The following is a 26,841-nucleotide window of genomic DNA, read 5'->3' as shown; positions in this document are numbered from 1 at the left end:
TCCGGTTTTAAGCGCCATCACGTATATCGGAAGGTGGTGGGAGAACTCACCGGGATCCGGTATCGGCGGGGGCGACCGCCGGCCACCCGCAGCGGCCAGCCCGGCCCGGCCTCGATCGCACAGCAAATGGTGCGGCGGCCGTGGCGCGCTGGCAACGGGCCGCCCTTAGAAATTTCCTGACGGAAACCCTCTCAACCGATCCCGTAAGCGGAGTTCGTCCATGAGCATCTATAGCGCAATGAATTCGGGCGTCAGCGGTCTGGCTGCGCAGAGCGCCAAGTTCGGTGCCATCTCCGACAATATCTCCAACTCCGGCACGGTCGGGTACAAGCGCACCGGCGCCCAGTTCTCCACCCTGGTGACGGGGTCATCCTCGGCTGGCACCTATTCTGCTGGCGGTGTGGTGGCGAACCTGCAAACGGAAGTGTCGCGGTCGGGCATCATTTCCCGCTCCACCTACGCCACCGATCTGGCGATCAGCGGCAATGGCTTCTTCGTTGTCGGCACGGCCGCTGACAGCAATGATATCCAGGGCACCAGCCGGCTGCTGACCCGCGCCGGCGCGTTCCGCCCGGACGATAATGGCAACCTGATCAATTCGGCCGGATATTATCTGCAAGGCTGGCCGCTGGACAATAATGGCCAGGTGGTGGGCGGTGGTGACCCGTCGCGCACCAGCTTCGAGGATCTGCAAACGGTCACGCTGGGTGCCCTGACCGGTACGGCGGAAGGGACCAAGCTGATCAGTTACGCGGCCAACCTGCCGGCCAGCATGACGACGACGGCGGCGCCGCAATCCTTCTCGACGCCGATCGACTATTACACCCCGCTTGGTTTCACCAATAAGCTGGAACTGCAATGGGTGCCGACGGGCGGCACGGCGGCGGCCCCGTCCAATTCCTGGACCCTCAATGTCGTCGATAATGGCACGGTGGTCGGGTCCGCCAATATCACCTTCAGCGATGGCATCACCGGGACCCAGCCGGCAGGCCGGATCGAAACCATCAGCGTGCTGGGCGGCGTGCTGGATGTGACGCTGAATTCCGGCCAGCAGATCAGCCTCAATCTCGGCGCCAACGGCTCCGGTCTCACCCAATGGGGCGACCAGTATGTGCCGGGCACGATCAGCAAGGATGGCGCCGGTTACGCCCCGCTGGAGCGGGTGGAGATTGGCGAGGATGGTGTGCTGACCGCGATCTATCAGAATGGTCTGCGTCAGGCCGCCTACAAGATCCCCGTCGCCAATGTCACCAACCCGGACGGCCTGACCCGCGTGGGCGGCAATGCCTTCCAGGTCAGCCGCGCGTCGGGTGATTTCTATCTGTGGGATGCCGGCACCGGCCCCGCCGGCAGCATTGATGGCAGCGCCCTGGAAGCCTCCAACGTTGATATCGCGGAGGAACTGACCAGCATCATCGAGACGCAGCGGGCCTATTCCTCCAACGCTAAGATCATCCAGACCGCGGATGAGATGATGGACGAGATCACGCGCCTGATGCGCTGATCCCCGTCTCTGATCCCCATTCGCCAGAAAGGCTGCGATCATGAGCATCGGCCTCGCGCTTCAGACGGCCCTGACCGGGCTGCAGACCAACCAGGCCAGGACCGCCGTCCTGTCCCGCAACATCGCCAACGCCCTGACCCCCGGCTATACCCGCAAGGAGGCCGTGCTGGCCTCCCTGACCGTCGGCGGGGAGGGGCGGGGCGTCCATGTCAGCGAAATCCGCCGTTCCGTCGATGCGTCGCTGGCGCGTGAGACGCGGACCCAGAATGCTGCCTATGCCGCCAAGCAGGCCCAGGCTTCCATTCTGCAAACCTATACCCAGTTGATCGGCCAGCCGCAGGAAGAGCGCAGCCTCAGTTCTGCCATCAGCCAGTTGGAAACCGCCTTCCTGGCGCTGGAGGATCTGCCGGAGAGCCCCACCCAGCAGCGCGCCGTGGTGGATGCCGCCGTCAATCTGACCAGCCGGCTGAACGCCACCAGCAAGGCGATCACCGATGCGCGCCAGCAGGCGGATGCCGGCATCGCGGAGGCAGTGACCGACATCAACAGCACGCTGAAGCAGTTGGAAGGCTTGAACCGTCAGGTCGCCGTGCGCACCGGCAGCGGCCAGGACAGCTCCGAATTGCAGGACCAGCGGGACCGGTTGCTGGACAGCCTGTCGGAGAAGGTGGGCGTCCAATATTATACCCGCGATAGCAATGAACTGGTGGTGCTGACCTCCAGCGGCGTGCCGCTGCTGGATGGCAGTGCGCGGCAGTTGGAATTCAGCCCCACTGCCGTTGTGGGACCGGCGGATGCCTATCCCGGCGGCGTGCTGTCCGGCCTGACGGTGGATGGGCATGATATCGCTCCCGGTGGCGGCTATCCGCTGGCCCTGAAGGGCGGGTCACTGGAAGGGCTGTTTGCCATCCGCGATCAGGTGATGCCGGAAATGCAGCGCCAGGTCGATGAGGTGGCGAAGACCCTGATCAATGAATTCGCCGCAGCCGATGCCACGGGCGGCAGCCTGTTCCAGGGAACGGCCATTGGCACCGGCACAGCCGGACTGGCGGCGACGATCCGGGTGAACAGCGCGGTGATGCTGTCGGAAGGGGGCAATCCGGGGCTGGTGCGCACTGGCCTGAACGCAGCCCCCGGCTCCGTACCCGTGGGCGATACGACCCAGCTTCAGAAATTCATCGCCGTTTTCACCAAGCCGGTCTCCTTCTCGGCCGATGCGGGGCTGATGACCAGCGGCACGATCAAGAATTTCACCAATGCCGCAATCAGCCAGCAGCATGCGGTGCGGGCTTCCGCCGCCTCTGCCAGCACCTCCCTCAACATCCAGCTTGAGACGGTTCGCGCCAGCCGCGAAGCCAGTGAAGGCGTGAATGTGGAGGAGGAATTGCAGGAGCTGATCGTGCTGGAGCGCACCTACGCCGCCAACGCGCAGATCATGCAGACCGCCGCGCGTATGTTGGACAAGCTGTTGGAGATCTGACCCCATGTCACTCGGCTCCGTTTCCACCCTCTCGATGGCTCGGCTGACCCGTAACAGCGTCCGCCAGATCCAGAACGAGATGCAGACGCTCCAGCAGGAGCTTTCCTCCGGTCGCAAGATCGATGTCGCCGGGTCGCTGGGCAGCGGCACGGCCCAGTTGCTTGATCTGCGCAATGTTTATAACGAGATCGAACATTTCCAGACGGCCATGTCCGGTCAGGCTGCCCGCATGAAGATGATGCAGGACGCCATGGATTCGATCCGCGATTCCGCCCGCCCGGTGCGCGACCTGGCGCTGACGGCCAGCGGCGGCGCCAACGAGACGACAACCGCCACCATCGACGATGCGGCCAAGGATGCGCTGCGATCCGTCACCAATATGTTGAACAGCGCCATGAGCGGCCGCTTCCTGTTCGGCGGTACCCGGTTCGACCGCCAGCCCGTGCAGGGCCCGGACGAGGTGGGGGGCAGCGGCACGTCACCCATGGCGGCGGTACAGGCCGTGGTGGGGGCGGCGCCGCTGACCAATGCGGCCGATGTCGATGCCATGGTCGATGGCGCGCTGGCCACCCTGTTCGACAGCCAATTCGACGATGTATTCTTCAATGGCTCCACCGATCCGGTTGTTGCCCGGATCGACGGCTCCGTCACCGTCACCTATGGGGCCACCGCCGGCGACCAGTCATTCCGCGATACGCTGAAGGGGCTTTATCTGCTGGCCTCTGTGCCAGCCGATAGCGTGTCGGAAGAAGCCTATAAGCGCGTTTCCGAACGCGCCTGGGGTTTCTTGAATGCCGGTGAGCAGGGGATGATCGAAACCCAGAGCGTGCTGGGTCTTGATGAGGAGCGGATCACCACCAACCAGAGCCGTCTGGAAGTGGAGAAAACCCTGGTATCCAAGCAGATCATCAAGCTGGAAGAGGCCGATCCTTATGAAAGCACCCTGCGTATTGATGTTCTGAAGACGCAGTTGGAAGCGACCTTTTCGCTCACCGCCAATCTCAGCAAACTGTCCTTGACCAACTATATCTGATGCCAGCGGCCTTTAATCCCGGCCTTCGGGGTTAAAGGCTTCGGCGGCATGATGAAGCGCGTGCCCCTGGCAATGCGGTGATTGCCAGGGGATGTTTCATGCATAAAAAAGGGGCTGACCTTAGGCCAGCCCCTTGGAAACAAGCGCTGAAACCAGATCAGGCGGTAGCGCTTGCTGCGACCAGGGAAGAAATCGGGAAGCTGCTTTTCAGGAAAGCCGGGTCGGTGGCATCGCGCTCATCATCGGATGGCGCTTCGAACTTGTAACCGCGACCATAGACAGTCTCGATATACTTATCCCCGCCGGTCGCTTCCGCGATCTTCTTGCGCAGCTTGCAGATATAGACGTCGATCACCTTGTCCAGCGGGTCGGAGCCGGACAGGGTATAGACCGATTCATAGATTTTTTCCTTGGAGACAACGCGACCGACATTCAGCGCCAGAACGCTGAAAATCGCATGTTCGCGATGGGAAAGGCGCAGGCGCTGGCCATCCACCATCGGGTCGCGACCGTCCAGGAACACGGTCAGGCGGCCGACATTCAGTTCCGGGGAACTGTGCCCGTGGGTCCGGCGGCGAACGGCATGCAGCCGCGCCTCAATCTCTTGCGGGTTGATCGGCTTCACCAGCACATCATCCGCGCCCGCCCGCAGATGCTGGATGGTGGAGTTGACGCAGCGATGGTCAAGCAGGCTGACGATGATCGTCTGTCCGACCACGGCCCGCAGGCCCGCAATCATAGTGTCCGCCGATGCAACCGTGCCGATAAGGACGGCATCGTAATTTTCAAGCGAACCGTCCCGGTCTGCAACCAGTGATTCAACGGCGGCCTGGGATTGCTGTTCGCAACGGACGCCGACGCGGCCAACGGCACGGGAAATCGCCCCCCCGATGGTCTGATCGTTCTCGATCAACAGGACTCGCATTGCCCCAACTCCTGCATTTAAGAAAAATTCTATGGGAATTTTTCGAATAAGTCTGGCAGTAGAAGAAAAAACTTCGAATTTGTTTGTATTTCTGCCATGCTCATTCATGACTAGGTGCCTCGAAAGAGCAATGACTACCTAGTACGGCGTAGTCAAGGCGAGATCGACTCAAACTATTAAACGGTTATTAAAGCCATCCCTTGGCCAGGCCACCTTTTAGCCATCGAAAAGCCGCTTTAACCCTTCGCGGCTATGGTGCGCGGGTTGCAGATGTTGAGGGGTAGGAAATGGCAACTTGCCGTAACGCTTGCCGCATCCCGGCCCTGATCCTGGCTTGCCTGTTGGCTGCCTTTCCCACGGTTGCGGCAGCCCAGATGCGCATCAAGGATTTGGTGGAGGTGGAGGGGGTCCGCAGCAACCAGTTGCTGGGCTATGGGCTGGTCGTGGGGTTGAACGGCACGGGCGACCGTCTGCAGAACTCACCCTTCACCCAGCAGAGCCTGGAAGGCATGCTGGAGCGGCTGGGCGTCAATATCACCGGGTTGAATGTGAAGACCCGCAATATCGCCGCGGTCATGGTAATGGCGGAACTGCCGCCCTTCCCACGTCAAGGCACGCGCGTTGATGTGTCGATTTCAACCATGGGCGATGCGAAAAGCCTGGCGGGCGGCAATCTGGTTGCCACCCCGCTTCTGGGGGCGGACGGCAAGATCTATGCGGTGGCCCAGGGGCCCGTCGCCACGTCGGGTTATTCCGTGGAAGGGGCAGCGGCCAGCGTGACCAAGGGCATTCCCACTTCAGGCCGCATCGCCAATGGCGCCATTGTGGAACGGGAAGTGGATTTTGATCTGGATGCGCTGGGGCGTGTCCGTCTGGCGCTGCGCAATCCCGACTTCTCTACCGCCAACCGGATTGCTGCCGCCGTCAACCAGTCGCTGGGGGCGGGCACGGCACGGGCGACAGACCCATCCACCGTCGATCTGACGGTGCCGGCGGCGTATCAAGGTAATGTCGCCGCCTTGCTGACGCGGATTGAAACGCTGCCGGTCAAGCCCGACCAGATCGCCCGCGTCGTGATTGATGAACAATCCGGCACGGTGGTGATGGGCGAGAATGTGCGGATCAGCACCGTTGCCATCGCCCAGGGCAATCTGACGGTCCGAATCGAGGAAACGCCGCAAGTTTCCCAACCGGCGCCCTTTGCCCAGCAGGGGCAAACCGTGGTGGTGCCGCGCACCCAGATCGAGATTGACGAGGGCGAAGGGCGCAAGCTGGCGGTGCTGGAGGGCGGTGTCTCCTTACGCGATCTGGTGAATGGGTTGAACCGTCTGGGCGCCTCGCCCCGTGACATCATCGTCATTTTGCAGGCGATCAAGGCTGCCGGTGCCCTTCATGCTGAACTGGAGGTCATGTGATGGACGCGTCCGATCTGCGCATCGCCGCCAATCCGCCGGCCATGTCCACCCGGCCGGATATCGTGCCCAGCGATGCCAGGGCCGCCGACAAGGCGGCCCGCAATTTCGAAGCCCTGCTGCTGCACCAGACGCTGGAAGCCATGTTTGAGGGCATCTCCACCGATGGCGCCTTTGGTGGCGGCTTCGGGGAAGAGGTGTTTCGCGGCATGATGCTGGAATCGGTGGCGCAGAGCATGGCGAACAGCGGTGCCGGCTTTGGCATCGCGGGTCCTGTGCGGGCCCAGATCGCCGCCTATGCTGACGCCAAGAAGGGATGATCCGCGATGAATGCCGATACCCTGTGCCCTGAAATGCGCCTGCGGCTGGCCGAGGCGTTCGAGACCCTGGCCGATCTGCTGGAGGAGGAAACCGGTCGGGTTTCCACCGCCCAGACCGATGGGCTGGATCTTTATTTCAATACCAAAAAGCGGTTGTTCGAGCAGTTGGGTATCCTGATGCGGGAGGCCAACCGCGCCCCGGCACTGCCCGTTTTTCCTGCCGATCCGGGTGTCGCCGTCGCGGATGGCACGGGTGGGATGGATAACGGGACGGATGTGGAAGCCGATGGCGAGGAGCCGGTTGACCCGGCGCCGCCGGCCCGTGTGCGCGCTGCCGCCCAGCGGCTGCGTGCGGCCACCAAGGCCAATCATCAGGCCCTGCAATCCGCCCAGGAGGCGGTGACCGCCATTGCCAAGCGCATGGCCAGCATCGCCGAGCGCCAGCGCACCGATGGTGTGTATGGTCGTGCCGGTGCCGCGTCCCAGCGGGCAATGCCCGGTTATGGTCGCATCGACCATAATCTCTGAATAAGGCTCTGGCGGAGCGGGCCGGTTTTTAACCGGCTTTAACCACGATCTGCCAGAGTTCCCCCTGTAGCTCCCGGGCTTCTTAAAGCCAAGCACCCACGAGGTTCCGGGCGGCGGCTGCGTCAGAAGGCGCTAGATCGAAACCCATCCACGAAGGACAAAGATCATGGCTTCTTCCATTCTGACAAACGTCGGCGCGATGGTTGCGCTGCAGACCCTGAACAAGACCAGCAAGGATCTGCAGACCGTTCAGGATCGCATCTCCACCGGCATGAAGGTTGCGACCGCCAAGGACAACTCGTCCTACTGGTCCATCTCGACCGTCATGAAGTCCGACGTGTCGGCCCTGAAGGCGCTGAACGAAAACATCGCCATCAACGCCGCCACCGTGCAGACCGCCCGCGTTGGTGCGGAAAATATCCAGAAGCTGCTGAGCGAAGTGAAGAACCAGCTGTCGCTGGCCACCTCCGCTTCGGTCGATCATGCCAAGGTTGGTGATGAGCTGAACAGCTTGGCCGATAACATCCAGAACACGATCTCCAGCGCCAGCTACAATGGCGAAAACCTGCTGGACAATGGCGATACCCGTACCCTGACGGTGTCGATCAACCGTAGCGGCGCTGCCATCACGGCCGTGACCGACACGATTGATGGTCAGAACATGACCGCTGTCCAGACCTTCGTGGCTGGCCTGGCCGCCGCCATCACCGGCGGTGCTGACGGTTCCGCCAACGCGGCGGCTGCCCAGACCCAGCTTCTGGCCCTGGAAGCCCACATGGACACCGTGATCAGCGCTGCCGCTGAGTTCGGTAACGTTGGTAAGCGTCTGGACCTGCAGGCTGACTTCACCAGCAAGCTGGTGGATAGCTTGAACGAAGGTATCGGCACCCTGGTTGACGCCAACCTGAATGAAGAGTCCGCTCGCCTGCAGGCCCTGCAGGTGCAGCAGCAGCTCGGCATCCAGGCGCTGTCCATCGCCAACCAGTCGCCGCAGAACATCCTGTCGCTGTTCCGTTAATCGCGGGCGGTTGATGGATTTGGGGAGGCGATCCAGCAGGATCGCCTCCCTTTTTCTTTTTCACACCAGTATTTAGGTTTCACCGCCGTTTAATAGCCTGCTGATACGCTCGTCTTATCCGAGTTCGATGAAGGGACGATCAAGTCCATGAGCGTTGCAGCCTATCGACAATCCATTATGGATACGGCCAGTCCCCGCCAACTGGAACGCAAAGTCTTCCAGCAGGTGACCCTGGAACTGGAAACCGCCACCCGGAACAATGATGCTCTGGCCCGTATCCGGGCAATCGACCGGAACCGGCGCCTGTGGAACACCCTGATTGCGGATCTGGCCGACGCGGAAAATCTGTTTCCTGACCAGCTCAAGGCCGGCCTGATTTCGCTGGGGATCTGGGTGGACAAATATAGTGGTCAGGCACTGAGCACGGATCGCTCCCTCTCGCCCCTGGTCGATGTGAACCGGGCAATCATTCAGGGACTGGGGGCTGCCCCCGCCGCCTGATCCTCCAGACAGCCCGATTTTCTGGAAGGTGTATCATGGGATTGAAGCTGAAGCTGAAACCCTTTGAGAAATTCATCGTGAACGGTGTGGTGATTGAGAATGGTCGCCACCGCAATACGCTGACCGTTGCCAATCATGCCCAGGTGATGACGGGGCGCAGTATTCTTCAGCCGGAAGAAGCGACAACCCCCGTCAAGCGCACGTACTATGCCGTGCAGGCCATGCTGCTTGATCCGCCGCATGCGGACGAGAAAAGGTCGATCTATACTGCGCTGCTGAAGCAGTTGCAGACGGCGATCCGTGATCCGGAGATGACCTATCATCTCGCTGATACCGACCGCTATGTCAGGGAAGGGGACTTCTACAAGGCGCTGGCGGCCCTGCGGCCGGTCATCGCCTATGAAGCAGTGCTGCTGCCGTCACCCATGACGGTGGCTCCGGCCGAACCGCTGCCAGAACGGGCGGCAGGTATGTAGGCGCCCGGAATGAGGGGCAGCAAGGCCGGTCTCAACGCGGGGGCTTTGATCGTCCCCGCGAGAGGAGGGGGAGCATGAGTGAGAAAAAGTCCGTAGAGGGCATTTCCTCATCGGAATCCGCAACCCGCATGCGGTTGCCGGAGCCGGCCATTGTGACCAACAGAACCCTGGAAGCACGGGAGAAGGACCCGCCCGCGCCGGCACCGCCGCCGATCGAGCCCTCGCCCGCCTTCCGTCCCTACCGTGTCCTGCTGGACCCGGAGACGCGGCGACTGTTCACCGAAGTGATCGATACGCGCACCGGGAATGTGCTGCTGCGCATCCCGCCCGGTTACGCCTCGCCTGAGGAAAAGGCCGCTGACGCAGGTATCGCGCCGCGCCAGGAGATTGAATTATGAGCATTGTCGGGTTCGGCTCCAGCCTGGTGACGGGCGGGTTCGGTTCTTCCCTGGTGCAGTGGCGTCTGTTGCAAAACACGGAAGAACGCCAGCGCACGGTGATGATGGCCGACCCGGTCAACAAGGCCGATACCGATTATGCGAAGGCGAAATTGCCGCTGGTGGGATCGGTCGATGAACTGATGTCCGACCGACGGCTTTATACCTATGTGATGCGCGCCTTTGGTCTGGAAGATCAGATCAATTCCCAGGCTTTGGTGCGCAAGGTTCTGGAAAGCGATCTTTCCGACAATGCCTCGGTTGCCAACCGCATGGGCGACCAGCGGTTCCGGGAACTGGCCGGTGCTTTCAATTTTGGCGCTTCGGGCAGCAAGGGCGTGTCCTTCACGGAAAGCATCGCCCAAAGCTATGTCCGCGCGGTCTATGAGGATGAAGTTGGGGAGCGTAACGAAGCCCTGCAGATGATGCTGGATTTCACGCGCAAGCTGCCCACCAAGACAAGCTGGGCCGCGGTGATGGACGATCCGGACATGGCCGAGGTTGTCCGCATCGTCTATGGGCTGGAAAAGCCCATCGGTCCCGCTGATGCGGCCAGCCAGGCAACGGCACTGGAGAACACAATCTCCTTCGCGGAAATGAAACTGGGGCCGACACAGACGGAATTCGCCAATAATTTCTTCGACGTCTGGGATAGCAACGGCTTTCCGCGCGGCGGGCCTGTCCGGTCCAAGGTGCAGTGGCAGATGCTGATGTCCAACTATGACCGGGAACTTGCCGCCGTTGGCGCCCGGTATGATGTGAAGCGGACCATCAGCACGTTTGAGCAGAAGATCACCTCTCTGGGTTCGGTCGATGCGTTGCTGAAAGATCGCAACACGCTCAATTTCATCCTGAAAGCCTACGATCTGGAAGATAAGGGCGTCGATACCAACTATCTGCGCAAGGTGCTGGAGAGCGATCCGGCTGACGCCAATTCCTTCGCCGCCAAGGCGGGCGATCAGGAAAAGGCCCTGGCACTGGCCTTCGGCCCCAACAATAGCGGGGCGAAGCGGCGCGGCAGCCCGGCCTTCATCAATGACATCGTGAAGCGGTACGAGACGCAGAGTTTCGAAGTATCTGCCGGCAATGCCAATGAAGCCCTGCGTCTGGGTCTCTATTTCGAGCGTAAGGCCGGTGGTATCACAAGCTGGTATCAGGTGCTGGCGGACAAGGCTCTGGCGGAAGTGGTGCGCACGGCCTTTGCTCTGCCGGCCCAGGCCGCCCAAATCGACCTGGACCGGCAGGTGACCATCCTGTCCTCACGCTTCGACATCAAGAAACTGTCCGATCCGGCAGAGGTGACCAAGCTGCTGGAACGGTTCATGATGATGTATGACATTAACGGCAATAACAGCAACGCGGCGGCATCCAACCCCGTTGTGCAGATGCTGTCCGGGGCAGGCCGTACCACCATCGAACCGTCCACCCTGATGGCACTGGCGACCCTGAAGCGCTGGTAAAGGTTTTACACAAAAATCAGATGGTGTGACGGCGGGACCATGCCCAGCAGGGTGACCATGCCCGCCGTCTCCACCTTCAGGTCGGGCCGGGTGGTGACATCGCGCAGGCCCAGCGCGCGCCACCCCATCTCGCAGGCCAGGAAGCGCACATCCAGGGCAGCACAGGCTTCCAGCAATTCCTCCATCGTGGCGACGCCGCGATGGGCCAGGGTCTGGTCGCGGGCCTCCGGGCTGGTACCATCATCGGAGAAATCCAGCCGCCGCCAGCCGCCCTTGGGCATCAAGGCCGGCAGGGCGCGCCCCGTGAAAAACAGGGTAACGGGGCGGCCAGTGGCAGCAGCGGCAGCGGCGGTCACCAGGGCGTAATGCACGCGGTCATAGCCGCCGGACTGCACGATCAGGGCGAGCCCTTGCGAACCTTCAGGCATCCTCGGCCTTGCTCCTCTCCGTTACGGTCGGAAATCAGAAGGGATGGTGCGACAGGTCTTTATAGGTTGGGTGTGTGCCGCAGAGCGGGCAATCCGGATCGCGCCTGACCTTCACGGTACGGAAACTGGTCTCCAGCGCAGCATAAAGCAAGAGCCGGCCAGACAGGCTATCCCCGATGCCAAGCAGTTCCTTCAGCACTTCCACGGCCTGCAGGCTGCCCATGGTGCCGGCCAGCGCCCCGAGTACGCCCCCTTCCGAACAGGTGGGCACCATGCCCGGCGGCGGCGGTTCACGGAAGATGCAGCGATAGCAGGGATGCGGGTCGCCCAGATGTGACTTGAAGGTGGATATCTGGGCATCGAAGCGCAGCATGGCGGCGCTGACCAGCGTCTTGCCGCCAAAATGGCAGGCATCATTCAACAAAAAGCGGGTGGCGAAATTATCCGTGCCATCCACCACCAGATCATACGGGGCGATCAGGCTTTCGATATTGCCCCGGTTCAGGCGCAAACGGTGCAGTTCCACCACCACATCGGGGTTGATGGCGCGCATGCGGGCGGCGGCACTCTCCACCTTCGCCACGCCGATTCCGTCGGTCTGGTGGATCACCTGGCGCTGCAGGTTGGACAGATCGACGACATCATCATCCACAATGCCGATCCGGCCCACACCGGCGGCGGCCAGATAAAGCAGCAGCGGCGCCCCCAGCCCGCCAGCCCCCACCACCAGGACAGACGCGGATAAGAGGCGCGACTGCCCCTCCCCGCCAACCTGGGGCAGCATGATGTGGCGGGCGTAACGTTCGATCTGGCTATCGGACAAATCCATCATGGCCGGAGCGCCTCACAGGGTCTGAAACAGCGACTGCGCCCAACCATAGAGGGGGTGGGACGGATTTGCTACCAGCCGCACCGTCATGCCCAGACAGACCAGCACCAGCAGCGGCCGCACCAGCCGGGCACCGAATCGCAACGCAGCATGGGAACCAAGCCAGGACCCGGCCATCTGTCCCGCCGCCATCAGCAGGCCCACGGCCCATACCATCTCCCCACCCAGGGCGAACACGGCGAGGCTGACCACATTGCTGGTGAAGTTCAGCAATTTGGTATTGGCGGTGGCGCGGCGCATATTCATGCCCAGCAGGGCCACGCAGCCCAGGGCGAAGAAACTGCCCGTGCCCGGCCCGAAAAACCCGTCATAGAAACCAACGCCGATTCCCACCGTCAGGCTGAAAGCCTTGAGGCTGAGCCGGGCCTGCGCTTCCACATCCCCGGCGCGCGGGCTGAGCAGAAAATAAAGCGCGATCGCCACCAGCAGGATGGGGATCAGCGCGGTTAGGAAGCCGGCCCCGACATATTGCACCGCAAAGGTCCCCGCCCCGGCGCCGATGAACACGCAGCCGACCGTGAACAGCATGGGCCTGATCTCAATCTGCCCGGCCCGCCAGAAGGTGTAGGTGGACATGGCGGTGCCGAAGCTGCCCTGCAATTTGTTGGTGGCCAGGGCCGCCGCCGGCGGCAGGCCGGCAGACAGCAGGGCAGGAATGGTGATCAGCCCGCCGCCACCGGCAATGGCATCGATAAACCCGGCCAGAAGGGCGGCAGCAGCCAGGAAGGCCAGCAGATCGGGGGTGAGAAAATCGGGAAACATGCAGGCTCTGGCCCCGGCGCGATGGGAAACCTGTTCTTTCTACCCGTTCGGGGCAAGGGGGGAAGGGGGCGGTCTCCGCCATCATCGCCGTGCAGCCATGCGGGCCCCGCCCATCCTTTGATCGCGGATGCGAATAGCGCTCGCTACGAATGTGTGCATTTGCTAATGCTTTAACCTTCTTGTCGGCAGGCGGGGCCCAGGCTTGAGGCATGATGCGGGTGAAGCATGTCCAGAAGGAGGGCCGGTGATGGCGGAAAACCCGCATCGCCGGGTGGTTGACGCGACGCGGCCTGCCCCTCATGAATGGACGACCATGATTGAGATTCATGCCACTTGCGTCAGCATTGATGGGGCCGGCCTGCTGCTGCGTGGCCCGTCTGGTGCTGGAAAGTCAGACCTTGCCCTGCGGCTGGTGGATGGCGGCGCGCATCTGGTGGCCGATGACCGTGTGCTGCTGTCAACGGACGGGCGTGGAAACCTGATGGCGACGGCCAGCGCCGGTGCCCCCGCCAATCTGGCCGGGCTGATCGAGGTGCGCGGCCTGGGCATCCTGCCCGTTCCCCATATCGCGATGGCTCCGGTCGCCCTGCTGGTCGATCTGCGGCCGGGTGGCGCGGCAGAGCGGTTGCCGCCGCCCAGTGTCACCGATCTGGCGGGCATCCGGCTGCCCCGTCTGGAACTGGACCCGTTCCATGCTTCCGCCCCTGCCTTTCTGCGGCTGGCCCTGCGCGCGTGGCGTGAAGGACATCCGCTGGTACCCGGTGAGGCCCCCTGGCAGGCGGCCTGCGGAGAGATTGCAGGATGAGCATTACCGATCCCCATCCCACCGGCTTCAACGCTGAAGCGCCCCTGCCCGTTGTTGTTGCGACCGGCATGTCGGGCAGCGGCCTGTCCACGGCGATGAAATGCCTGGAAGATCTGGGCTATGAGGCGGTGGATAATCTGCGCCTGTCCCTTTTGCAGCCGCTGGTGTCCCAGTCCCATGACCGGCCGCTGGTGATCGGCATCGACAGCCGCACCCGTGATTTCAACGCCCAGTCCCTGCTGGCGGAGATTGACCGGCTGCGCGCCCGACCGGACCTGCGGGTGCGGCTGCTGTTCATGGATGCGCATGCCGACACTTTGCGCCGCCGCTATACCGAAACCCGTCGCCCCCATCCACTGGCGGCTGACCGGCCTGTGCTGGATGGCATCGCCCATGAACGGGTGATCATGCAGCCGTTGCGCGACGCGGCGGATGAGGTGGTGGACACCACATATTTCTCCATCCACGATGCGCGCCGCCATCTGGCCGGATTGTTCCATCTGGATGATGGGGCGGCGTTGCGGATCTTCGTTACCAGCTTTTCCTACCGCCAGGGTGTCCCGCGGGAGGCCGATCTGGTGTTTGATGTGCGCTTCCTGGATAATCCGCATTGGGACCCACGCCTGCGGCCGATGAGCGGGCTGGACCAGCCTGTGGCCGATTATGTGGCGCGGGATCCGGATTACGCCGATTTCTTCAGCAACCTGACCCGGTTGCTGGAGCCGCTGCTGCCCCGCTATGTGCGGGAGGGCAAACATTACCTGACCATTGCCATCGGCTGTACGGGTGGCCGGCACCGGTCGGTTTTCATCACCCATGCCCTGGCCGGCTGGCTGACGGGGCTGGGATACAAGGTCGGGGAAGCGCATCGCGACCTTGACCGCAAGGAGCCGGCGGCAGCAGCATCCGCCGTCACACCTGCAACAGACCAAGGCGGCACCCCCGCCAGGGAAATACCGAAGGAAGGCGCATGATCGGCTTGGTCCTCGTCACCCACGGCCGCCTGGCCGAGGAATTCATCGCCGCGTTGGAACATGTCCATGGCCCACAGGCCCAGGTCCGTGCCGTTTGCATCGGCCCGGATGACGACATGGAAAAACGCCGCAACGACATTCTGGGCTGCGTCGCCGCCTGCGATGATGGCCAGGGGGTCGTTGTGCTGACTGACATGTTCGGCGGCACCCCTTCCAACCTGGCCATCTCCATCATGGATCGCGCCAAGGTGGAGGTCATTGCCGGCGTCAACCTGCCCATGCTGATCAAGCTGGCTTCGATCCGTAAAACGGGCAAAGATTTGAATGACGCTGTCAAAGCCGCCCAGGAAGCCGGGCGCAAATATATCAATGTCGCCTCTGCCCTCTTGTCCGACGGCTGAAAAAGAGAATCAGGAAATGACCGATAGCAGCCTTTCCCCCAACGCCCTGCGGGCGGTTGTCACCATCCGCAACCGGCGCGGCCTGCATGCCCGTGCCGCCGCCAAGTTTGTGCGGCTGGCCGGCGAGTATGACGCCCAGGTGGAGGTGGTGCGGGGAGATACGGCCGTATCGGGCGTATCAATCATGGGGCTGATGATGCTGGCCGCCAGCATCGAAACCTCGATCGAGATTCTGGCGGAAGGGCCGCAGGCCGCAGCCGTGCTGGAAGCCCTGACCAAACTGGTTGAGGATAAGTTCGGGGAGGATTGAGCCGGCAAGACGGTGACGCCTATCCGGTTACCCACTTGCAGGTGGCCTGTTCCTGCCCCCTTGTAGAGCGAGGCGTGCAATCCGATTTACGGTGTGCGCCCGCGCACATGATATTTTTTCATCATTCTTGATTATAAGACGGGCGCCCCCGGAACAAGGGGCCGGCATGGCCGGTCAGTCGCCCGTCACAGGCCGGGAAACGCCGATGAACCCGCGTTCAGACCGCCCCCGCGAAAGCGGGGTGCCCCATTCCATGCCATTGCCCGCCACGGGCCCGCGCAATCTGCGCGGCCTGGGCGTGTCGTCCGGCATCGCTATCGGTGTTGCCCATGTGGTCGATGCCGGCACCCCCCAGGTGCCTGAATATGTGCTGGCACCGGAGGCGGTGGCGGCGGAGGTGAAGCGTTTCCACCATGCGGTGGAGAAGGCCCGGCGCCAGCTTTCCAAATTGAAGTCCAAGGCCGGTGCCCTGCCGGATGCTGCGGCTGCCGACGTCGCCACTTTGCTGGAGGCGCACCAGGCCATGCTGTCCGGCTCCCGCCTGATCCGGGGGGTGGAGCGGCGCATTGCCGAGGACCGGCAGAATGCCGAAGCGGCCGTGCAGCAGGAAATTGCCCTGCTGGCCCAGCGCTTTGCCGCCATGGACGATGCCTATCTGGCGGCCCGTGTGGATGATATCCGCGAGGCGGGCCGCCGGCTGATCCGGAACCTGCTGGACCGGCCTTTCCAGGCCTTCTCGCAACTGGCGGAAGGTTCCATCATCCTGGCGGAGGAGTTGAGCCCCGCCGATACCGCCCTGCTGGACCCCAAGCGCATCGCCGGCTTCGCCACGGTGCTGGGCGGGGCGGAAGGCCATACCGCCATCATGGCCCGTGCCCTGGGCCTGCCGGCGGTGCTGGGCGCTGCCGGCCTGCTGACAGGCGTGCAGACCGGCGACATCATCATCGTGGATGGGCGCGCTGGCCGCGTGCTGCTGAACCCCACGCCGGATGTGCTGGAAGAATACCGTCAGCGCCGCGCCCTGTGGCGGGCGGAACGGGAACAGTTAAAGACGCTGGCCGCCGTGCCGGCCGTCACGCGGGACAAGCACGCCGTCACCCTTCAGGCCAATCTGGAACTGCCGCGCGAGCTGGATAATGCGCTGGAGGTGGGGGCCGCCGGTATCGGCCTGCTGCGGACCGAGTTCCTGTATATGAACCGCGACGACCTGCCTGGCGAAGAGGAACAGTACGAAATCCTCCGCGCGCTGGTGGAACAGATGGATGGTCATCCGGTCACCGCCCGCACCCTGGATATCGGGGGGGAGAAGCTGGCCGGCCCCTTGCGCCAGCATTTTGCCACCCCCGCCAACCCGGCCCTGGGCCTGCGCGCCATCCGCTTGGGCCTGAAGGAACCCAAGCTGCTGGAAACCCAGCTTGCCGCTATGCTGCGCGCCGCCGCCCATGGGCCGCTCCGCATCCTGGTGCCGATGATCTGTTCACCGGGGGAATTGCGCCATGTGCGCGACATGATGGGCATCGTCGCCCGCCGCCTGCAACGGCGCGGCGAGAAGCTGCCCGACACCTTGCCCAAGCTGGGCGCGATGATCGAAATTCCCGGCGCCGCCCTGTCGGCCGACGCGCTGGCCCAGGTGAGCGATTTCTTCGCCATCGGCACCAATGACCTGATCCAGTATACCCTGGCCATTGACCGGGGCGACGAGCAGGTCGCCCATCTTTACGACCCGCTGCACCCGGCTGTGCTGCGGCTGGTGCAGTTCACCGTGGGGGCGGCTGCCCGTGCCCGCATCCCGGTTTCCGTCTGCGGTGAAATGGCAGGTGACCCCCGCTATACCGCCCTGTTGCTGGGGCTGGGCGTGCGCGACCTGTCCATGGCGCCCGGCAACCTGCCACTGGTCAAACGGCGCGTGCGGACCCTGGACCTGGAAAAGGCCAGCCGCCATGCCGAGACGATGATGGCCGAAGTGGATAGCGGCCGCATCGCCGCCCTGCTGGATGATTTCAACGACCTGCTGGGGTGAGATCGGGGCAACCGGCCTTCCTGTCATCTGCCCCCGCAGGTGAAAGGGCCAAAAACGGCGCCGATGCCGGTACCACAGGATTGGTGACGTTGCGCCACCGCCTGGAGGGTGAAACCATGGCCTCCCGTCCCAGGAGATGCCAGATGTCGCGCCTTTGGAAAGAATGGGTGTTGCCCGCCGGCCTTTATGGTCTGGCGATCCTCTGTTTCAACACGGTGGCCTGGGCCGGCTTTCACGTTCCATCGGAAAGCATGCTGCCGACGCTGACGGTGGGCGACCAGTTCTATGCCGCCAAATATGCCTATGGCTGGAGCCGCTTCTCCACCCCGCTCGTGCCCTTGCCGGTTACAGGTGCGCCAGGACTGGCGGGGCGGCTGGGCGGAAAGATGCCGGAGCGGTCGGATATCGTGGTCTTTCGCTCCCCCCAGGATAGCGCCGATGTGGTGAAACGGGTGGTGGGGCTGCCCGGCGACCGGGTGCAGGTTCGCGCCGGACGCCTGTTCATCAATGGCCAGATCGTGCCGCGGGTGCAGACGCGGCGCTATACCTACAAGGATGATCAGGGCCGGTCGCAACAGGTGACGGAATATCGGGAAAGCCTTCCCGGTCACGCCCCGCATCTGATTCTGGAACGCAGCGATACCGAGTTGGCCGACAATACGCCGGAATATCAGGTGCCGCCCGACCATATCTTCGTGATGGGCGACAATCGCGACAATTCCGCCGACAGCCGTTTTGCCAGCATGGGCATGATCCCGGTGGAACGGTTGCTTGGGCGGGTTGACAGGGTGGCCTTCACCCGGTCGCCCTGCCAGCCTGACGGCGAAACCTGCCCCGGCGGTGGCTGGTGGGATCGGCTGGCCCGCAAGGTGGATGGTTAAGCCCGGGACTGGACCATCCCCCACCCATCCCGCTACTGTTGCCGCCATCATGCCGACAGATATCGCCACCGCCCCCGACCGTTCCACCGACCCCAATGTCCTGCAGCGCCGGGCGTCGGACCCGGAAAGCTCTGTCTGGGTTGGTGCCTCCGCCGGTACGGGCAAGACCAAGGTACTGACCGACCGGGTGTTGCGCCTGATGCTGGCGGGGACGGAGCCGTCGCGCATCCTGTGCCTGACCTTCACCAAGGCGGCAGCGGCGGAAATGTCCAACCGCATCGCCGACCGCCTGTCGGTCTGGGCAGTGGCGGATGATGACAAGCTGCGCGCCAACCTGGAGTCGCTGACCGGCAAGGCCCCGACGCGGGGTGATGTGACGGCGGCGCGGCGGCTGTTCGCCCGTGTGCTGGATGCGCCGGGCGGCATGAAGATCCAGACCATCCATGCCTTCTGCCAGTCGCTGCTGCGCCGCTTCCCGCTGGAAGCCGGGCTTGCCCCCAATTTTGAGGTGATGGACGACCGCACCGCCACCGAATTGCTGGAAGAAGCCAAACAGTCCGTGCTGCTGGTCGGGCGGTATGAGCCGGAAAGCGATCTGGCCCAGGCCGTCTCCCTGCTGGCCGGCACGGTATCGGAGGATGATTTCAACCAGCTTCTGGCCGATATCACGGCCGAGCGCGGGCGCCTGCGCCGCATCCTGGATGCCCATGGCGGGCTGGCCCCCACCATCGCCGCCCTGCGCGCCACGCTGGGCGTGGAAGGCGATGAGAATGAGGCGACGCTGATTGCGCGGGCCTGCGCCGAAGGGGCGTTCGACATGGTGGGGCTGCGCCGGGCCTGCACCGTGCTGGCCGGCGGCACCAAGACGGATATTGAGCGCGGCATTGCCCTGCAGGCGTGGCTGGACCGGGATGAGGCTGCCCGTGCCGCCACCTGGCGTGCCTATCTGCCGGCCCTGCTGACGGCGGAGCTGGAACCGCGCAAAAGCCTGATGACCAAGAAGCCAGCGGAAGCCGACCCGATGGCGCTGGAAATCCTGCAACGTGAAGCCGCCCGGCTGGTGGCGCTGCTGGAAGAACTGCGCCGGGTACAGGTGGCCACCTATACCGGGGCCCTGCTGCGGCTGGGCGATGCAATGCTGGGCACCTATCAGCGGCTGAAAGATGCCCGCGCCCTGCTGGATTTTGACGATCTGATCCTGTCGGCATCGGCTCTGTTGTCCGGCCAGGGTGCCGCCACCGGTCGGGCCGATGCCTGCGCCTGGGTGCTGTATAAGCTGGATGGCGGCCTGGACCATGTGCTGATCGATGAGGCGCAGGACACCAACCCCGAACAATGGTCCGTGGTGAAAAGCATCGCGGAGGAGTTTTTCGCCGGCCTGTCCGCCAGCGACGATAAAATCCGCACCCTGTTCGTGGTGGGGGACGACAAGCAATCCATCTTCAGCTTTCAGCGCGCCGATCCGGCTGAATTTGCCCGCATGCGCGCCCATTTCGCCGCCCGCGTTACGGCGGCGCAGCGGCACTGGCAGGTGGTGGACTTGCAAACCTCCTTCCGGTCGGTCGGCGCCGTGCTGCGGGCGGTGGACCAGGTGTTTGCCGCCGGCATCGCCCGCGACGGCGTGGCGGCGACGGGGGTGGAGGTGCGCCATATCCCCTTCCGCCGGGGCATGGCGGGTCGGGTGGAGATATGGCCCCTGGTTCGCCCGGCAGACGCGGTGGAACCCACCCCCTGGGCCCCGCCCGTGACGGCGGAACAGGCGGACAAGCCGGTCGCCCGGCTGGCCGCCGTGATGGCCGACCAGATTGCCTGCTGGCTGCGCGACAAGGAGATGCTGGAGCCCAAGGCGCGGCCCGTGCGGCCGGGCGACATCATGGTGCTGGTCCGCCGGCGCAACCAGTTCGTCACCCATCTGGTGCGCGCCCTGAAGGATCGTGACGTGCCCGTGGCCGGTATCGACCGCATGGTGCTGACCGAGCAACTGGCCGTCATGGATCTGATGGCGCTGGGCCGCTTCCTGATCCTGCCGGAAGATGATCTGACGCTGGCCACCCTGCTGAAATCCCCGCTGATCGGGTTGAGCGAGGAACAGCTTTTCACCGTCGCCCATGACCGCCCCGGCAGCCTGTGGATGGCCCTGACCACCAAGGCCAAGACCGATCCTGCCCTGGCCCCGGCGCATGATTATCTGCGCGCCATCCTGGCCGATACCGATTACCGCGCCCCTTATGAATTGTTCGCCGGCCTGCTGACCCGGCCCTGTCCCGCCGACCCGGCGGAAGGGGAAGGATCGGGCCGCCGCGCCATCCTGGCCCGGTTGGGATCGGAAGCCATTGACCCGCTGGATGAGTTCCTGACCGCCTGCCTGACCTTCGAGCGGGAGCATGTCGCCTCCCTTCAGGGCTTCATCCATTGGCTGGAAGCCGCCAAGTCGGAGGTGAAACGCGAATTGGAGGCCGGTGGCGGCGAGGGCGACGGGCTGGTCCGGATCATGACCGTCCATGGCTCCAAAGGGCTGCAGGCGCCCATCGTCTTCCTGCCCGATACGATGGGCGAACCGGACATGAGCCCGCGCATCCTGTGGCCCGAGATTGGTGGCAGCCAGGCCAGCGGGCCGGATGTGCCGCTTTACGCCCCGCGCCGGTCGATGGAGGATAAGACCAGCCGGGAGGTGCGGGCCGCCGCCGACCAGCGGCGTGACCAGGAATATCGCCGCCTGCTCTATGTCGCCCTGACGCGGGCAGAGGACCGGCTGATCATCTGCGGCTGGGAACAGCAGGCCAAATCCGGCGGGCCGGGAAGCTGGTACCGGCTGGTGGAGCAGGCCCTGGCCGGGATGGCTCAGCCGGCCCCGTTCGATTTCACCACCATCTCCCCCGCCGGGTGGAGCGGGGAAGGGCTGGCCCTGCGCGATGTGCAGACGGTCACCGTCACCCCGCCCAAGCCGCCGCCGGAAGGCACCGGCCCCGCGCTGGCTCTGCCGGGCTGGGTGCGTGCCGCCGCCCCGCGTGATCCCACCCCGTCCAAACCGCTGACACCTTCGCAGCCGGACGGGCCCGATCCCGCCGTGCGGTCGCCGCTGGGCGCCGATGATGGCTGGCGCTACCGGCGCGGCACCTTGATGCACAAGCTGTTGCAGGTGCTGCCCGATACCGATCCCGCCCGCCGCTATGACAGCGCCAGGGCCTGGCTGGCCCGCCCGGCCCATGACCTGTCACCGGATGAACAGCGGGAAATCGCCGATGAAGCGATGGCCGTGCTGACCGATCCGCGCTTTGCCCCCCTGTTCGCGCCCGGCAGCCGGGCGGAAGTGCCGGTGGTAGGGCTGGTGGGGGAATGGGCCATTTCCGGCCAGATCGACCGGTTGCAGGTGACGGACAGCGATGTCTGGATCGTCGATTACAAGACCAACCGGCCCCCGCCCCGCAGGGCCGAGGATGTGCCCATCGTCTATTTGCAGCAGATGGCAGCCTATCGGGAGGCGATGCGCCAGCTCTATCCCGGCCGCTCCCTGCATTGCCTGCTGCTCTGGACCGATGGACCCTACACGATGGAACTGCCGGACGGGCTTTTGGACCTGCATCTGCCGGGAAGCCGGGTGCCGGGCGCCAGAGGGGGGTGAAACCGCCATGGTGGGGACAAACGGACCGCTAAACACCTTGGTTGATGCCATCCTTTCCGATATGCAGACGTTCTTGCAGTATCCGATGTCCGGAACCGGGGTGGCATCGTCGCCATGACACGGCCATCAATGACCGGCATTCTTTTCTTCCTCGCCCATCCCCCAGGATTACCCATGATGCTCCGTCGCCTGTTCATCGCCACGCTGCTTTCCGCCGTAGCCTTGCCGGCGCTGGCGCAGACCAATCTGGATTTCTCGTCCAAGCCGCCAATCACGCTGGATGTCGTCTCCATCGAAGTGGAAAGCGCCTATGTGCCGCCGATGAAGGAGCCGAATGTCGATCATCTGCTGCCGCTGACCCCGTCCAACGCGGTTCGGCTGTGGGTGTCGCAGCGGCTGAAGGCAGGCGGCACGGCGGGCCGCGCCCGCGTCATCATCCATGATGCCGCCATCGTGGAGCAGGATCTGGAGCGGACCAAGGGTATTCGCGGCTGGTTCACCAAGGACCAGTCGCAGAAATATGAAGGCCGCATCCGGGTGGAGATTGTGGTCGATGGCACCGCGCGCGGCTATGCCGGCAGCGCATCCGCCGCCGTCGCCCGTTCCACCACCGTGACGGAGGATATCAGCCTCAACGAACGGGAAAAGACCATGGCGGCCCTGGTCAATGATCTGGTGACCGATCTGGACGGGCAGCTTGAACCGGCCATCCGCACCAACCTGTTCCCCATCCTGGTGATGCAGCAGGGCCAGCCCTGATCCTTGTGCCCGCATCAGGCGGGCCATTGACCTGCCCCATGGAAAAGCCCGTTCAGGGCTGATATCAAACATATGTTTGGTTCCTGGGGGAGTTTTCAGCTTATGCGGTTCCTGCTTCTTGCGACGGTGGCCCTGTCCGCCACCGCCGCCTTCGCTGCCGAACCCCGGTTCGATATGCAGCGCCTTTCCGGCGATATCCGCACCCTGTCCAGTGATGCCTTTGAAGGGCGCGCCCCCGCCACGGCGGGGGAGAAGAAGACAGTCGATTTCCTGATTGAACGGATGCGGGAAGCCGGGCTGGAACCGGGCGGCACGATGGGCCCCGATGGCAAGCGGGCCTGGACCCAGGATGTGCCGCTGCTGAAGGCCGAGATTACCGGCACGCCCCAGGTGAGCCTGACCATCGCCGGAACCCGTCGCGCCTTGGCGCAAGGCCAGGAGGTGGCCGTGCGGGCGGCCCTGACCGGCGACACCGCCATTTCGCTACAGAACGCGCCGCTGCTGTTCGTGGGCTATGGCATCAGGGCGCCGGAACGCGACTGGGACGATTTCAAAGGCATGGATGTCCGCGGCAAGATCCTTGTCGTGCTGGTCAACGATCCGGATTTCGAAGGGCCGGAAGGCCGGTTCGGCGGCAAGGCCATGACCTATTATGGCCGCTGGACCTACAAGTTCGAGGAAGCCGCCCGCCAGGGTGCCGCCGGCATGCTGATCGTGCATGAGAGCGAGCCCGCCTCCTATGGCTGGGGCACGGTCGCCAGTTCCAACACCAACACGATGTTCGACATTGTGCGCGATGATCCCAAGGCCGCCCATACGGCCCTGGAAGCCTGGATTCAGCGCGATGTGGCGGTGGAACTGTTCAAGGCGTCGGGCCTTGATTTCGAGAAGGCGCGGGTGGAAGCCCGCAGCCCCACCTTCCGTCCCATGCCGCTGAAGGCGACATTGGATGCGCGCTATCAGGTGAAGCCGGAAACCATCATTTCCAAGAATGTGCTGGGCCTGCTTCCTGGCACACTTCATCCGGAAGAAACGGTGATCTATTCCGGCCACTGGGACCATCTGGGCGTGGGCGCACCGGATGCAACGGGGGATACCATCTTCAACGGTGCGCTGGACAATGCCTCCGGCATTGCCGGGATGCTGGAACTGGCGCGGGCCTTCAAGGCTGCACCTGCCCTGCCACGCTCCGTGCTGTTCATGGCCGTGACGGCAGAGGAAAAAGGGCTGCTCGGCTCCACCTATTACGCGGCCAACCCGGTCTGGCCGCTGGCCCGTACGGCCGGCGTGCTGAACATGGATTCCATCATCGGGGCCGGCCCGGCGCGGGACTTCACCATTTCCGGCCAGGCCCGCCTGGGCCTGCTGGACCTGCTGGTGGAAGAGGCGAAGGCGCGCGACCGTACCTATACGCCCGACCCGAAGGTGGAGGCTGGCGGCTTCTTCCGGTCCGACCATTTCCCCTTCGCCAAGCAGGGCGTGCCCGCCATCTCCTTCGGTCCCGGCCAGGATTTGCTGCAAGGCGGCCGGGAGGCCGGCAAGAAATGGAGCGATGAGTACACCCGCCAGCATTACCATCGGCAATCCGATGAATGGTCTGCGGATTGGAACCTGGAAGGGGCACGGCAGGATCTGGATTTGCTCTATGCTGTAGGGCACAGGCTGGCCGCCGGCCGTGACTGGCCGAACTGGAGCGGGGACAGCGAGTTCCGCCCCGCCCGCGATGCCAGCGCCGATCAACGGCAATAAGCAGAACAGGTTGCCCCATGAGCACTGAAACCGCCCGCACCACCACCATCCATGACCTGATCGGTGGTCAGCCGGTGATCGACCGGCTGGTGGAAGCCTTCTACCATCAGATGGACACGCTGCCGGAAGCGCGCGAGCTGCGCGCCATCCACGCCCCCGATCTGGGCGAAACCAAGCGGGTGCTGAAACTCTATCTGATGCAATGGATGGGCGGCCCAACCGATTATTCCGCCGAACGCGGCCATCCCCGCCTGCGCGCCCGCCATCTGGGCTTCCGCATCGGCACGGCGGAACGCGATGCCTGGCTTTTGTGCATGAAACGCGCGCTGGATGAGACGGTGGCACGCGAGGATGTGCGCCACGCCATCCTGCAAGCCATGGCCCCCCTGGCCGATTTCATGCGCAACCAGCCGGACCCTGAGGACGAAGCCTAAGGTCTTTGTGAGAGCTAGAGCCTGTCAGGGTTAAATGGAATCGGACATAGCTCTTATCCCGTCACCCCGGCGAAGGCCGGGGCCCAGAATCACAGACGCTGTACTCTACGAAACTGGACCCCGGCCTTCGCCGGGGTGACGGTAGAAGATAATTCAACCAAATCTGATAAATTCTAAAGCCCCCCGCCGATCTGGTGCGGATAGCCCCGCAGGAAGGCGGTGGCGTCCACCGGCCCCTTGCCCTGGCGCTGCACCCGCAGCAGCTTCAAAGCCCCCTCGCCACAGGCAAGGGTCGGGCCTTCATCAATCAAGGTGCCGGGCGTGCCTGTACCGGCCACCGGTTCCGCCATCAGCACCTTCAGCCGTTCCCCGTTCGACAGGTCGATCCAGCAGCCGGGCCAGGGCGTCAGGCCGCGCACCTGCCGGTCCAGTTCCGCCGCCGGACGGGTGAAATCCAGCCGCCCTTCCTCCTTGGCCAGCTTGGCGGCATAGGTCACGCCGTCCTCTGGCTGCGGCAGGGCGGGCAGGCTGCCATCGGCGATGCCGGGCAGGGCCTGCACCATCAGCCGGGCCCCCATGGCCGCCAGCGCGTCATGCAGGTCCGATGCGGTCATGTGCGGGGTGATGGCGACTGTATCCTTCAACAGCATGGCACCGGTATCCAGCCCGGCATCCATCTGCATGATTGTCACCCCGGTCTCCGCATCGCCGGCCAGGATGGCGCGCTGGATAGGGGCGGCACCGCGCCAGCGCGGCAGCAGGCTGGCATGGACATTGATGCAGCCCAGGCGCGGCGCATCCAGCACCGGCTGCGGCAGGATCAAGCCATAAGCCGCAACAATGGCGGCATCCAGGTTGAGTGCGGCGAATTCTTCCTGCGCTTCTGCCTTGCGCAGGCTTTTCGGCGTGCGCACAGGGATGCCCAGCGCCTCGGCCCGGCGATGCACGGGCGTGGCCTGAAGCTGCTGCCCCCGCCCGGCAGGACGCGGCGGCTGGCTATAGACACAGACGACATCGTGCCCGGCTTGCACCAGCGCATCCAGGATGCCGACGGAGAAATCAGGCGTGCCCATGAAGGCGAGACGCAACGGCATGGGCATTTCCTTTATCTGAAGGCAAATGGCGGCAGGCAGACGGCGCCGGTCAGGGCTGGCGCTTGGTCTTGTTATATTTGCGCAGGATCATGTTGCGCTTCAGCGAGGAGAGATGGTCGATGAACAGCACGCCGTTCAGATGGTCAATCTCATGCTGGATGCAGGTGGCCAGCAGGCCGTCGGCATCCATCTCCCGCACCTCGCCATCGCGGTCGACATAGCGCACGCGGACCTGCGCCGGGCGGGTGACATCGGCATAGATTTCGGGGATGGACAGGCAGCCTTCCTGCGTCACCGCCAGCTCATCCGACGCCAGGATCAGTTCCGGATTGACCATGGCGATGGGGTTGGGCTTCTCATTCTTGTGGTCGGTGACATCGACCACGATCAGCCGTTCCAGCACGCCGATCTGCGGTGCCGCCAGCCCGATGCCGGGGGCCTTGTACATGGTCTCCAGCATGTCATCCATCAGCGTCGCGACACGCCCATCCACATTGTCCAGCGGCTTGCACTTGGCCTTCAGACGGGTATCGGGAATGGTGAGGATGGGCAGAAGAGACATGGGACGTTCCAGCGATAGAAATCAGTAGGCCAGATAGGACCAGGGCGGGCGGGCGTC

The 26,841-nt window shown here is 63.9% G+C and carries 27 protein-coding genes; 21 read left to right on the top strand and 6 right to left on the bottom strand.

Features of this window, described 5'->3' with window-relative positions:
• Positions 1-220 precede the first annotated feature (220 nt).
• From G473_RS0105515 to G473_RS0105505, 3 genes are read left to right on the top strand one after another with little or no spacing between them, the layout of a single operon-like run.
• Positions 221-1,504 carry a flagellar hook protein FlgE gene (locus G473_RS0105515; protein WP_029012282.1) on the top strand — a complete coding sequence of 428 codons (1,284 nt, stop codon included), beginning with the start codon at positions 221-223 and terminating at the stop codon, positions 1,502-1,504.
• 40 nt (positions 1,505-1,544) lie between these two features.
• Positions 1,545-2,984: a flagellar hook-associated protein FlgK gene (gene flgK / locus G473_RS0105510; protein ID WP_029012281.1), complete on the top strand. Its 1,440-nt coding sequence runs from the start codon at positions 1,545-1,547 to the stop codon at positions 2,982-2,984.
• Positions 2,985-2,988: 4 nt separating this feature from the next.
• Positions 2,989-4,017, top strand: coding sequence for a flagellin N-terminal helical domain-containing protein (locus G473_RS0105505; protein ID WP_029012280.1), 1,029 nt, complete (start codon positions 2,989-2,991; stop codon positions 4,015-4,017).
• 157 nt (positions 4,018-4,174) lie between these two features.
• On the opposite strand, the gene G473_RS25245 is transcribed toward G473_RS0105505, so the two are convergent.
• Positions 4,175-4,942, bottom strand: coding sequence for a response regulator transcription factor (locus G473_RS25245; protein WP_084437645.1), 768 nt, complete (start codon positions 4,940-4,942; stop codon positions 4,175-4,177).
• 287 nt (positions 4,943-5,229) lie between these two features.
• Between G473_RS25245 and G473_RS0105495 the strand changes: the two genes are divergently transcribed.
• From G473_RS0105495 to G473_RS0105460, 8 genes are all read left to right on the top strand, one after another.
• A complete protein-coding gene (locus G473_RS0105495; protein WP_029012279.1) occupies positions 5,230-6,357 on the top strand; it encodes a flagellar basal body P-ring protein FlgI in 1,128 nt (375 codons plus the stop codon).
• Positions 6,357-6,674: a rod-binding protein gene (locus tag G473_RS25240; protein WP_051329909.1), complete on the top strand. Its 318-nt coding sequence runs from the start codon at positions 6,357-6,359 to the stop codon at positions 6,672-6,674. Before G473_RS0105495 ends, G473_RS25240 begins: the two co-directional genes overlap by 1 nt.
• 6 nt (positions 6,675-6,680) lie before the next feature.
• Positions 6,681-7,202 (top strand): hypothetical protein, encoded by a 522-nt coding sequence (locus tag G473_RS0105485; RefSeq protein ID WP_029012278.1) that lies wholly within the window; start codon positions 6,681-6,683, stop codon positions 7,200-7,202.
• A 166-nt stretch (positions 7,203-7,368) separates the two neighbouring features.
• Positions 7,369-8,220: a flagellin N-terminal helical domain-containing protein gene (locus G473_RS0105480; protein ID WP_035705401.1), complete on the top strand. Its 852-nt coding sequence runs from the start codon at positions 7,369-7,371 to the stop codon at positions 8,218-8,220.
• 147 nt (positions 8,221-8,367) lie between these two features.
• Complete coding sequence (gene flaF, locus G473_RS25235; protein ID WP_035705398.1) at positions 8,368-8,721, top strand: flagellar biosynthesis regulator FlaF; 354 nt, start codon at positions 8,368-8,370, stop codon at positions 8,719-8,721.
• Between the two features lie 35 nt (positions 8,722-8,756).
• The gene (locus G473_RS0105470; RefSeq protein ID WP_029012276.1) at positions 8,757-9,197 is read left to right on the top strand and encodes a flagellar biosynthesis repressor FlbT; all 441 of its coding nucleotides are present in this window, start codon (positions 8,757-8,759) and stop codon (positions 9,195-9,197) included.
• 74 nt (positions 9,198-9,271) lie between these two features.
• Positions 9,272-9,595 (top strand): hypothetical protein, encoded by a 324-nt coding sequence (locus tag G473_RS30750; protein ID WP_051329908.1) that lies wholly within the window; start codon positions 9,272-9,274, stop codon positions 9,593-9,595.
• Positions 9,592-11,094: a DUF1217 domain-containing protein gene (locus G473_RS0105460; RefSeq protein WP_029012275.1), complete on the top strand. Its 1,503-nt coding sequence runs from the start codon at positions 9,592-9,594 to the stop codon at positions 11,092-11,094. The genes G473_RS30750 and G473_RS0105460 overlap by 4 nt, the downstream gene beginning before the upstream one ends.
• A gap of 5 nt (positions 11,095-11,099) precedes the next feature.
• On the opposite strand, the gene G473_RS0105455 is transcribed toward G473_RS0105460, so the two are convergent.
• The 3 genes from G473_RS0105455 to G473_RS25225 are packed head-to-tail and all read right to left on the bottom strand — an operon-like array spanning position 11,100 to position 13,173.
• The gene (locus tag G473_RS0105455; protein ID WP_029012274.1) at positions 11,100-11,522 is read right to left on the bottom strand and encodes a DsrE family protein; all 423 of its coding nucleotides are present in this window, start codon (positions 11,520-11,522) and stop codon (positions 11,100-11,102) included.
• A 34-nt stretch (positions 11,523-11,556) separates the two neighbouring features.
• On the bottom strand, positions 11,557-12,351 hold the full coding sequence (locus tag G473_RS0105450) for a HesA/MoeB/ThiF family protein (protein ID WP_029012273.1): 795 nt from the start codon (positions 12,349-12,351) through the stop codon (positions 11,557-11,559).
• A gap of 15 nt (positions 12,352-12,366) precedes the next feature.
• Entirely contained in the window at positions 12,367-13,173 is an 807-nt protein-coding gene (locus G473_RS25225) for a TSUP family transporter (RefSeq protein ID WP_035705396.1), read from the bottom strand.
• A 247-nt stretch (positions 13,174-13,420) separates the two neighbouring features.
• On the opposite strand from G473_RS25225, the gene G473_RS25220 reads away from it, so the two are divergent.
• The 10 genes from G473_RS25220 to G473_RS0105395 all read left to right on the top strand — a co-directional run bounded on the left by G473_RS25220 (position 13,421) and on the right by G473_RS0105395 (position 25,128).
• Positions 13,421-13,978 (top strand): HPr kinase/phosphorylase, encoded by a 558-nt coding sequence (locus tag G473_RS25220; RefSeq protein WP_342665646.1) that lies wholly within the window; start codon positions 13,421-13,423, stop codon positions 13,976-13,978.
• Positions 13,975-14,952 (top strand): RNase adapter RapZ, encoded by a 978-nt coding sequence (rapZ, locus tag G473_RS25215; RefSeq protein ID WP_084437644.1) that lies wholly within the window; start codon positions 13,975-13,977, stop codon positions 14,950-14,952. The genes G473_RS25220 and rapZ overlap by 4 nt, the downstream gene beginning before the upstream one ends.
• On the top strand, positions 14,949-15,353 hold the full coding sequence (locus G473_RS0105430) for a PTS sugar transporter subunit IIA (protein ID WP_029012272.1): 405 nt from the start codon (positions 14,949-14,951) through the stop codon (positions 15,351-15,353). The genes rapZ and G473_RS0105430 overlap by 4 nt, the downstream gene beginning before the upstream one ends.
• A 16-nt stretch (positions 15,354-15,369) precedes the next feature.
• Complete coding sequence (locus G473_RS0105425; RefSeq protein WP_029012271.1) at positions 15,370-15,663, top strand: HPr family phosphocarrier protein; 294 nt, start codon at positions 15,370-15,372, stop codon at positions 15,661-15,663.
• 205 nt (positions 15,664-15,868) lie between these two features.
• Positions 15,869-17,683 (top strand): phosphoenolpyruvate--protein phosphotransferase, encoded by a 1,815-nt coding sequence (ptsP, locus tag G473_RS0105420; protein WP_425411553.1) that lies wholly within the window; start codon positions 15,869-15,871, stop codon positions 17,681-17,683.
• 143 nt (positions 17,684-17,826) lie between these two features.
• Positions 17,827-18,564, top strand: coding sequence for a signal peptidase I (gene lepB / locus G473_RS25210; RefSeq protein WP_051329907.1), 738 nt, complete (start codon positions 17,827-17,829; stop codon positions 18,562-18,564).
• Positions 18,565-18,613: 49 nt separating this feature from the next.
• Positions 18,614-22,186 carry a double-strand break repair helicase AddA gene (addA, locus tag G473_RS0105410; RefSeq protein WP_035705393.1) on the top strand — a complete coding sequence of 1,191 codons (3,573 nt, stop codon included), beginning with the start codon at positions 18,614-18,616 and terminating at the stop codon, positions 22,184-22,186.
• A 174-nt stretch (positions 22,187-22,360) separates the two neighbouring features.
• Positions 22,361-22,945, top strand: a complete 585-nt coding sequence (locus tag G473_RS0105405) for a hypothetical protein (protein ID WP_029012268.1) — start codon at positions 22,361-22,363, stop codon at positions 22,943-22,945.
• A gap of 102 nt (positions 22,946-23,047) precedes the next feature.
• Positions 23,048-24,694, top strand: a complete 1,647-nt coding sequence (locus G473_RS0105400) for a M28 family metallopeptidase (protein ID WP_029012267.1) — start codon at positions 23,048-23,050, stop codon at positions 24,692-24,694.
• A 17-nt stretch (positions 24,695-24,711) separates the two neighbouring features.
• Positions 24,712-25,128 (top strand): group II truncated hemoglobin, encoded by a 417-nt coding sequence (locus G473_RS0105395; protein ID WP_029012266.1) that lies wholly within the window; start codon positions 24,712-24,714, stop codon positions 25,126-25,128.
• Positions 25,129-25,301: 173 nt separating this feature from the next.
• Here the strand turns inward: G473_RS0105395 and fmt are convergent, their stop codons facing one another.
• Together fmt and def are read right to left on the bottom strand one after the other, a co-directional pair.
• The gene (gene fmt, locus G473_RS0105390; protein WP_035705386.1) at positions 25,302-26,222 is read right to left on the bottom strand and encodes a methionyl-tRNA formyltransferase; all 921 of its coding nucleotides are present in this window, start codon (positions 26,220-26,222) and stop codon (positions 25,302-25,304) included.
• A gap of 49 nt (positions 26,223-26,271) precedes the next feature.
• Positions 26,272-26,784 (bottom strand): peptide deformylase, encoded by a 513-nt coding sequence (gene def / locus G473_RS0105385; RefSeq protein ID WP_029012264.1) that lies wholly within the window; start codon positions 26,782-26,784, stop codon positions 26,272-26,274.
• Positions 26,785-26,841 lie beyond the last annotated feature (57 nt).

Source organism: Niveispirillum irakense DSM 11586 (assembly GCF_000429645.1).
Taxonomy (GTDB): domain Bacteria; phylum Pseudomonadota; class Alphaproteobacteria; order Azospirillales; family Azospirillaceae; genus Niveispirillum; species Niveispirillum irakense.
The sequence above is the reverse complement of the archived record's forward strand: the minus strand, read 5'-3'. Positions and strand labels throughout refer to the sequence as shown.

Coding starts and splice junctions, on each gene's coding strand:
- G473_RS0105515 (WP_029012282.1), top strand. CDS start 221: ATGAGCATCTATAGCGCAATGAATTCGGGCGTCAGCGGTCTGGCTGCG.
- flgK (WP_029012281.1), top strand. CDS start 1,545: ATGAGCATCGGCCTCGCGCTTCAGACGGCCCTGACCGGGCTGCAGACC.
- G473_RS0105505 (WP_029012280.1), top strand. CDS start 2,989: ATGTCACTCGGCTCCGTTTCCACCCTCTCGATGGCTCGGCTGACCCGT.
- G473_RS25245 (WP_084437645.1), bottom strand. CDS start 4,942: ATGCGAGTCCTGTTGATCGAGAACGATCAGACCATCGGGGGGGCGATT.
- G473_RS0105495 (WP_029012279.1), top strand. CDS start 5,230: ATGGCAACTTGCCGTAACGCTTGCCGCATCCCGGCCCTGATCCTGGCT.
- G473_RS25240 (WP_051329909.1), top strand. CDS start 6,357: ATGGACGCGTCCGATCTGCGCATCGCCGCCAATCCGCCGGCCATGTCC.
- G473_RS0105485 (WP_029012278.1), top strand. CDS start 6,681: ATGAATGCCGATACCCTGTGCCCTGAAATGCGCCTGCGGCTGGCCGAG.
- G473_RS0105480 (WP_035705401.1), top strand. CDS start 7,369: ATGGCTTCTTCCATTCTGACAAACGTCGGCGCGATGGTTGCGCTGCAG.
- flaF (WP_035705398.1), top strand. CDS start 8,368: ATGAGCGTTGCAGCCTATCGACAATCCATTATGGATACGGCCAGTCCC.
- G473_RS0105470 (WP_029012276.1), top strand. CDS start 8,757: ATGGGATTGAAGCTGAAGCTGAAACCCTTTGAGAAATTCATCGTGAAC.
- G473_RS30750 (WP_051329908.1), top strand. CDS start 9,272: ATGAGTGAGAAAAAGTCCGTAGAGGGCATTTCCTCATCGGAATCCGCA.
- G473_RS0105460 (WP_029012275.1), top strand. CDS start 9,592: ATGAGCATTGTCGGGTTCGGCTCCAGCCTGGTGACGGGCGGGTTCGGT.
- G473_RS0105455 (WP_029012274.1), bottom strand. CDS start 11,522: ATGCCTGAAGGTTCGCAAGGGCTCGCCCTGATCGTGCAGTCCGGCGGC.
- G473_RS0105450 (WP_029012273.1), bottom strand. CDS start 12,351: ATGGATTTGTCCGATAGCCAGATCGAACGTTACGCCCGCCACATCATG.
- G473_RS25225 (WP_035705396.1), bottom strand. CDS start 13,173: ATGTTTCCCGATTTTCTCACCCCCGATCTGCTGGCCTTCCTGGCTGCT.
- G473_RS25220 (WP_342665646.1), top strand. CDS start 13,421: ATGGCGGAAAACCCGCATCGCCGGGTGGTTGACGCGACGCGGCCTGCC.
- rapZ (WP_084437644.1), top strand. CDS start 13,975: ATGAGCATTACCGATCCCCATCCCACCGGCTTCAACGCTGAAGCGCCC.
- G473_RS0105430 (WP_029012272.1), top strand. CDS start 14,949: ATGATCGGCTTGGTCCTCGTCACCCACGGCCGCCTGGCCGAGGAATTC.
- G473_RS0105425 (WP_029012271.1), top strand. CDS start 15,370: ATGACCGATAGCAGCCTTTCCCCCAACGCCCTGCGGGCGGTTGTCACC.
- ptsP (WP_425411553.1), top strand. CDS start 15,869: ATGAACCCGCGTTCAGACCGCCCCCGCGAAAGCGGGGTGCCCCATTCC.
- lepB (WP_051329907.1), top strand. CDS start 17,827: ATGTCGCGCCTTTGGAAAGAATGGGTGTTGCCCGCCGGCCTTTATGGT.
- addA (WP_035705393.1), top strand. CDS start 18,614: ATGCCGACAGATATCGCCACCGCCCCCGACCGTTCCACCGACCCCAAT.
- G473_RS0105405 (WP_029012268.1), top strand. CDS start 22,361: ATGATGCTCCGTCGCCTGTTCATCGCCACGCTGCTTTCCGCCGTAGCC.
- G473_RS0105400 (WP_029012267.1), top strand. CDS start 23,048: ATGCGGTTCCTGCTTCTTGCGACGGTGGCCCTGTCCGCCACCGCCGCC.
- G473_RS0105395 (WP_029012266.1), top strand. CDS start 24,712: ATGAGCACTGAAACCGCCCGCACCACCACCATCCATGACCTGATCGGT.
- fmt (WP_035705386.1), bottom strand. CDS start 26,222: ATGCCGTTGCGTCTCGCCTTCATGGGCACGCCTGATTTCTCCGTCGGC.
- def (WP_029012264.1), bottom strand. CDS start 26,784: ATGTCTCTTCTGCCCATCCTCACCATTCCCGATACCCGTCTGAAGGCC.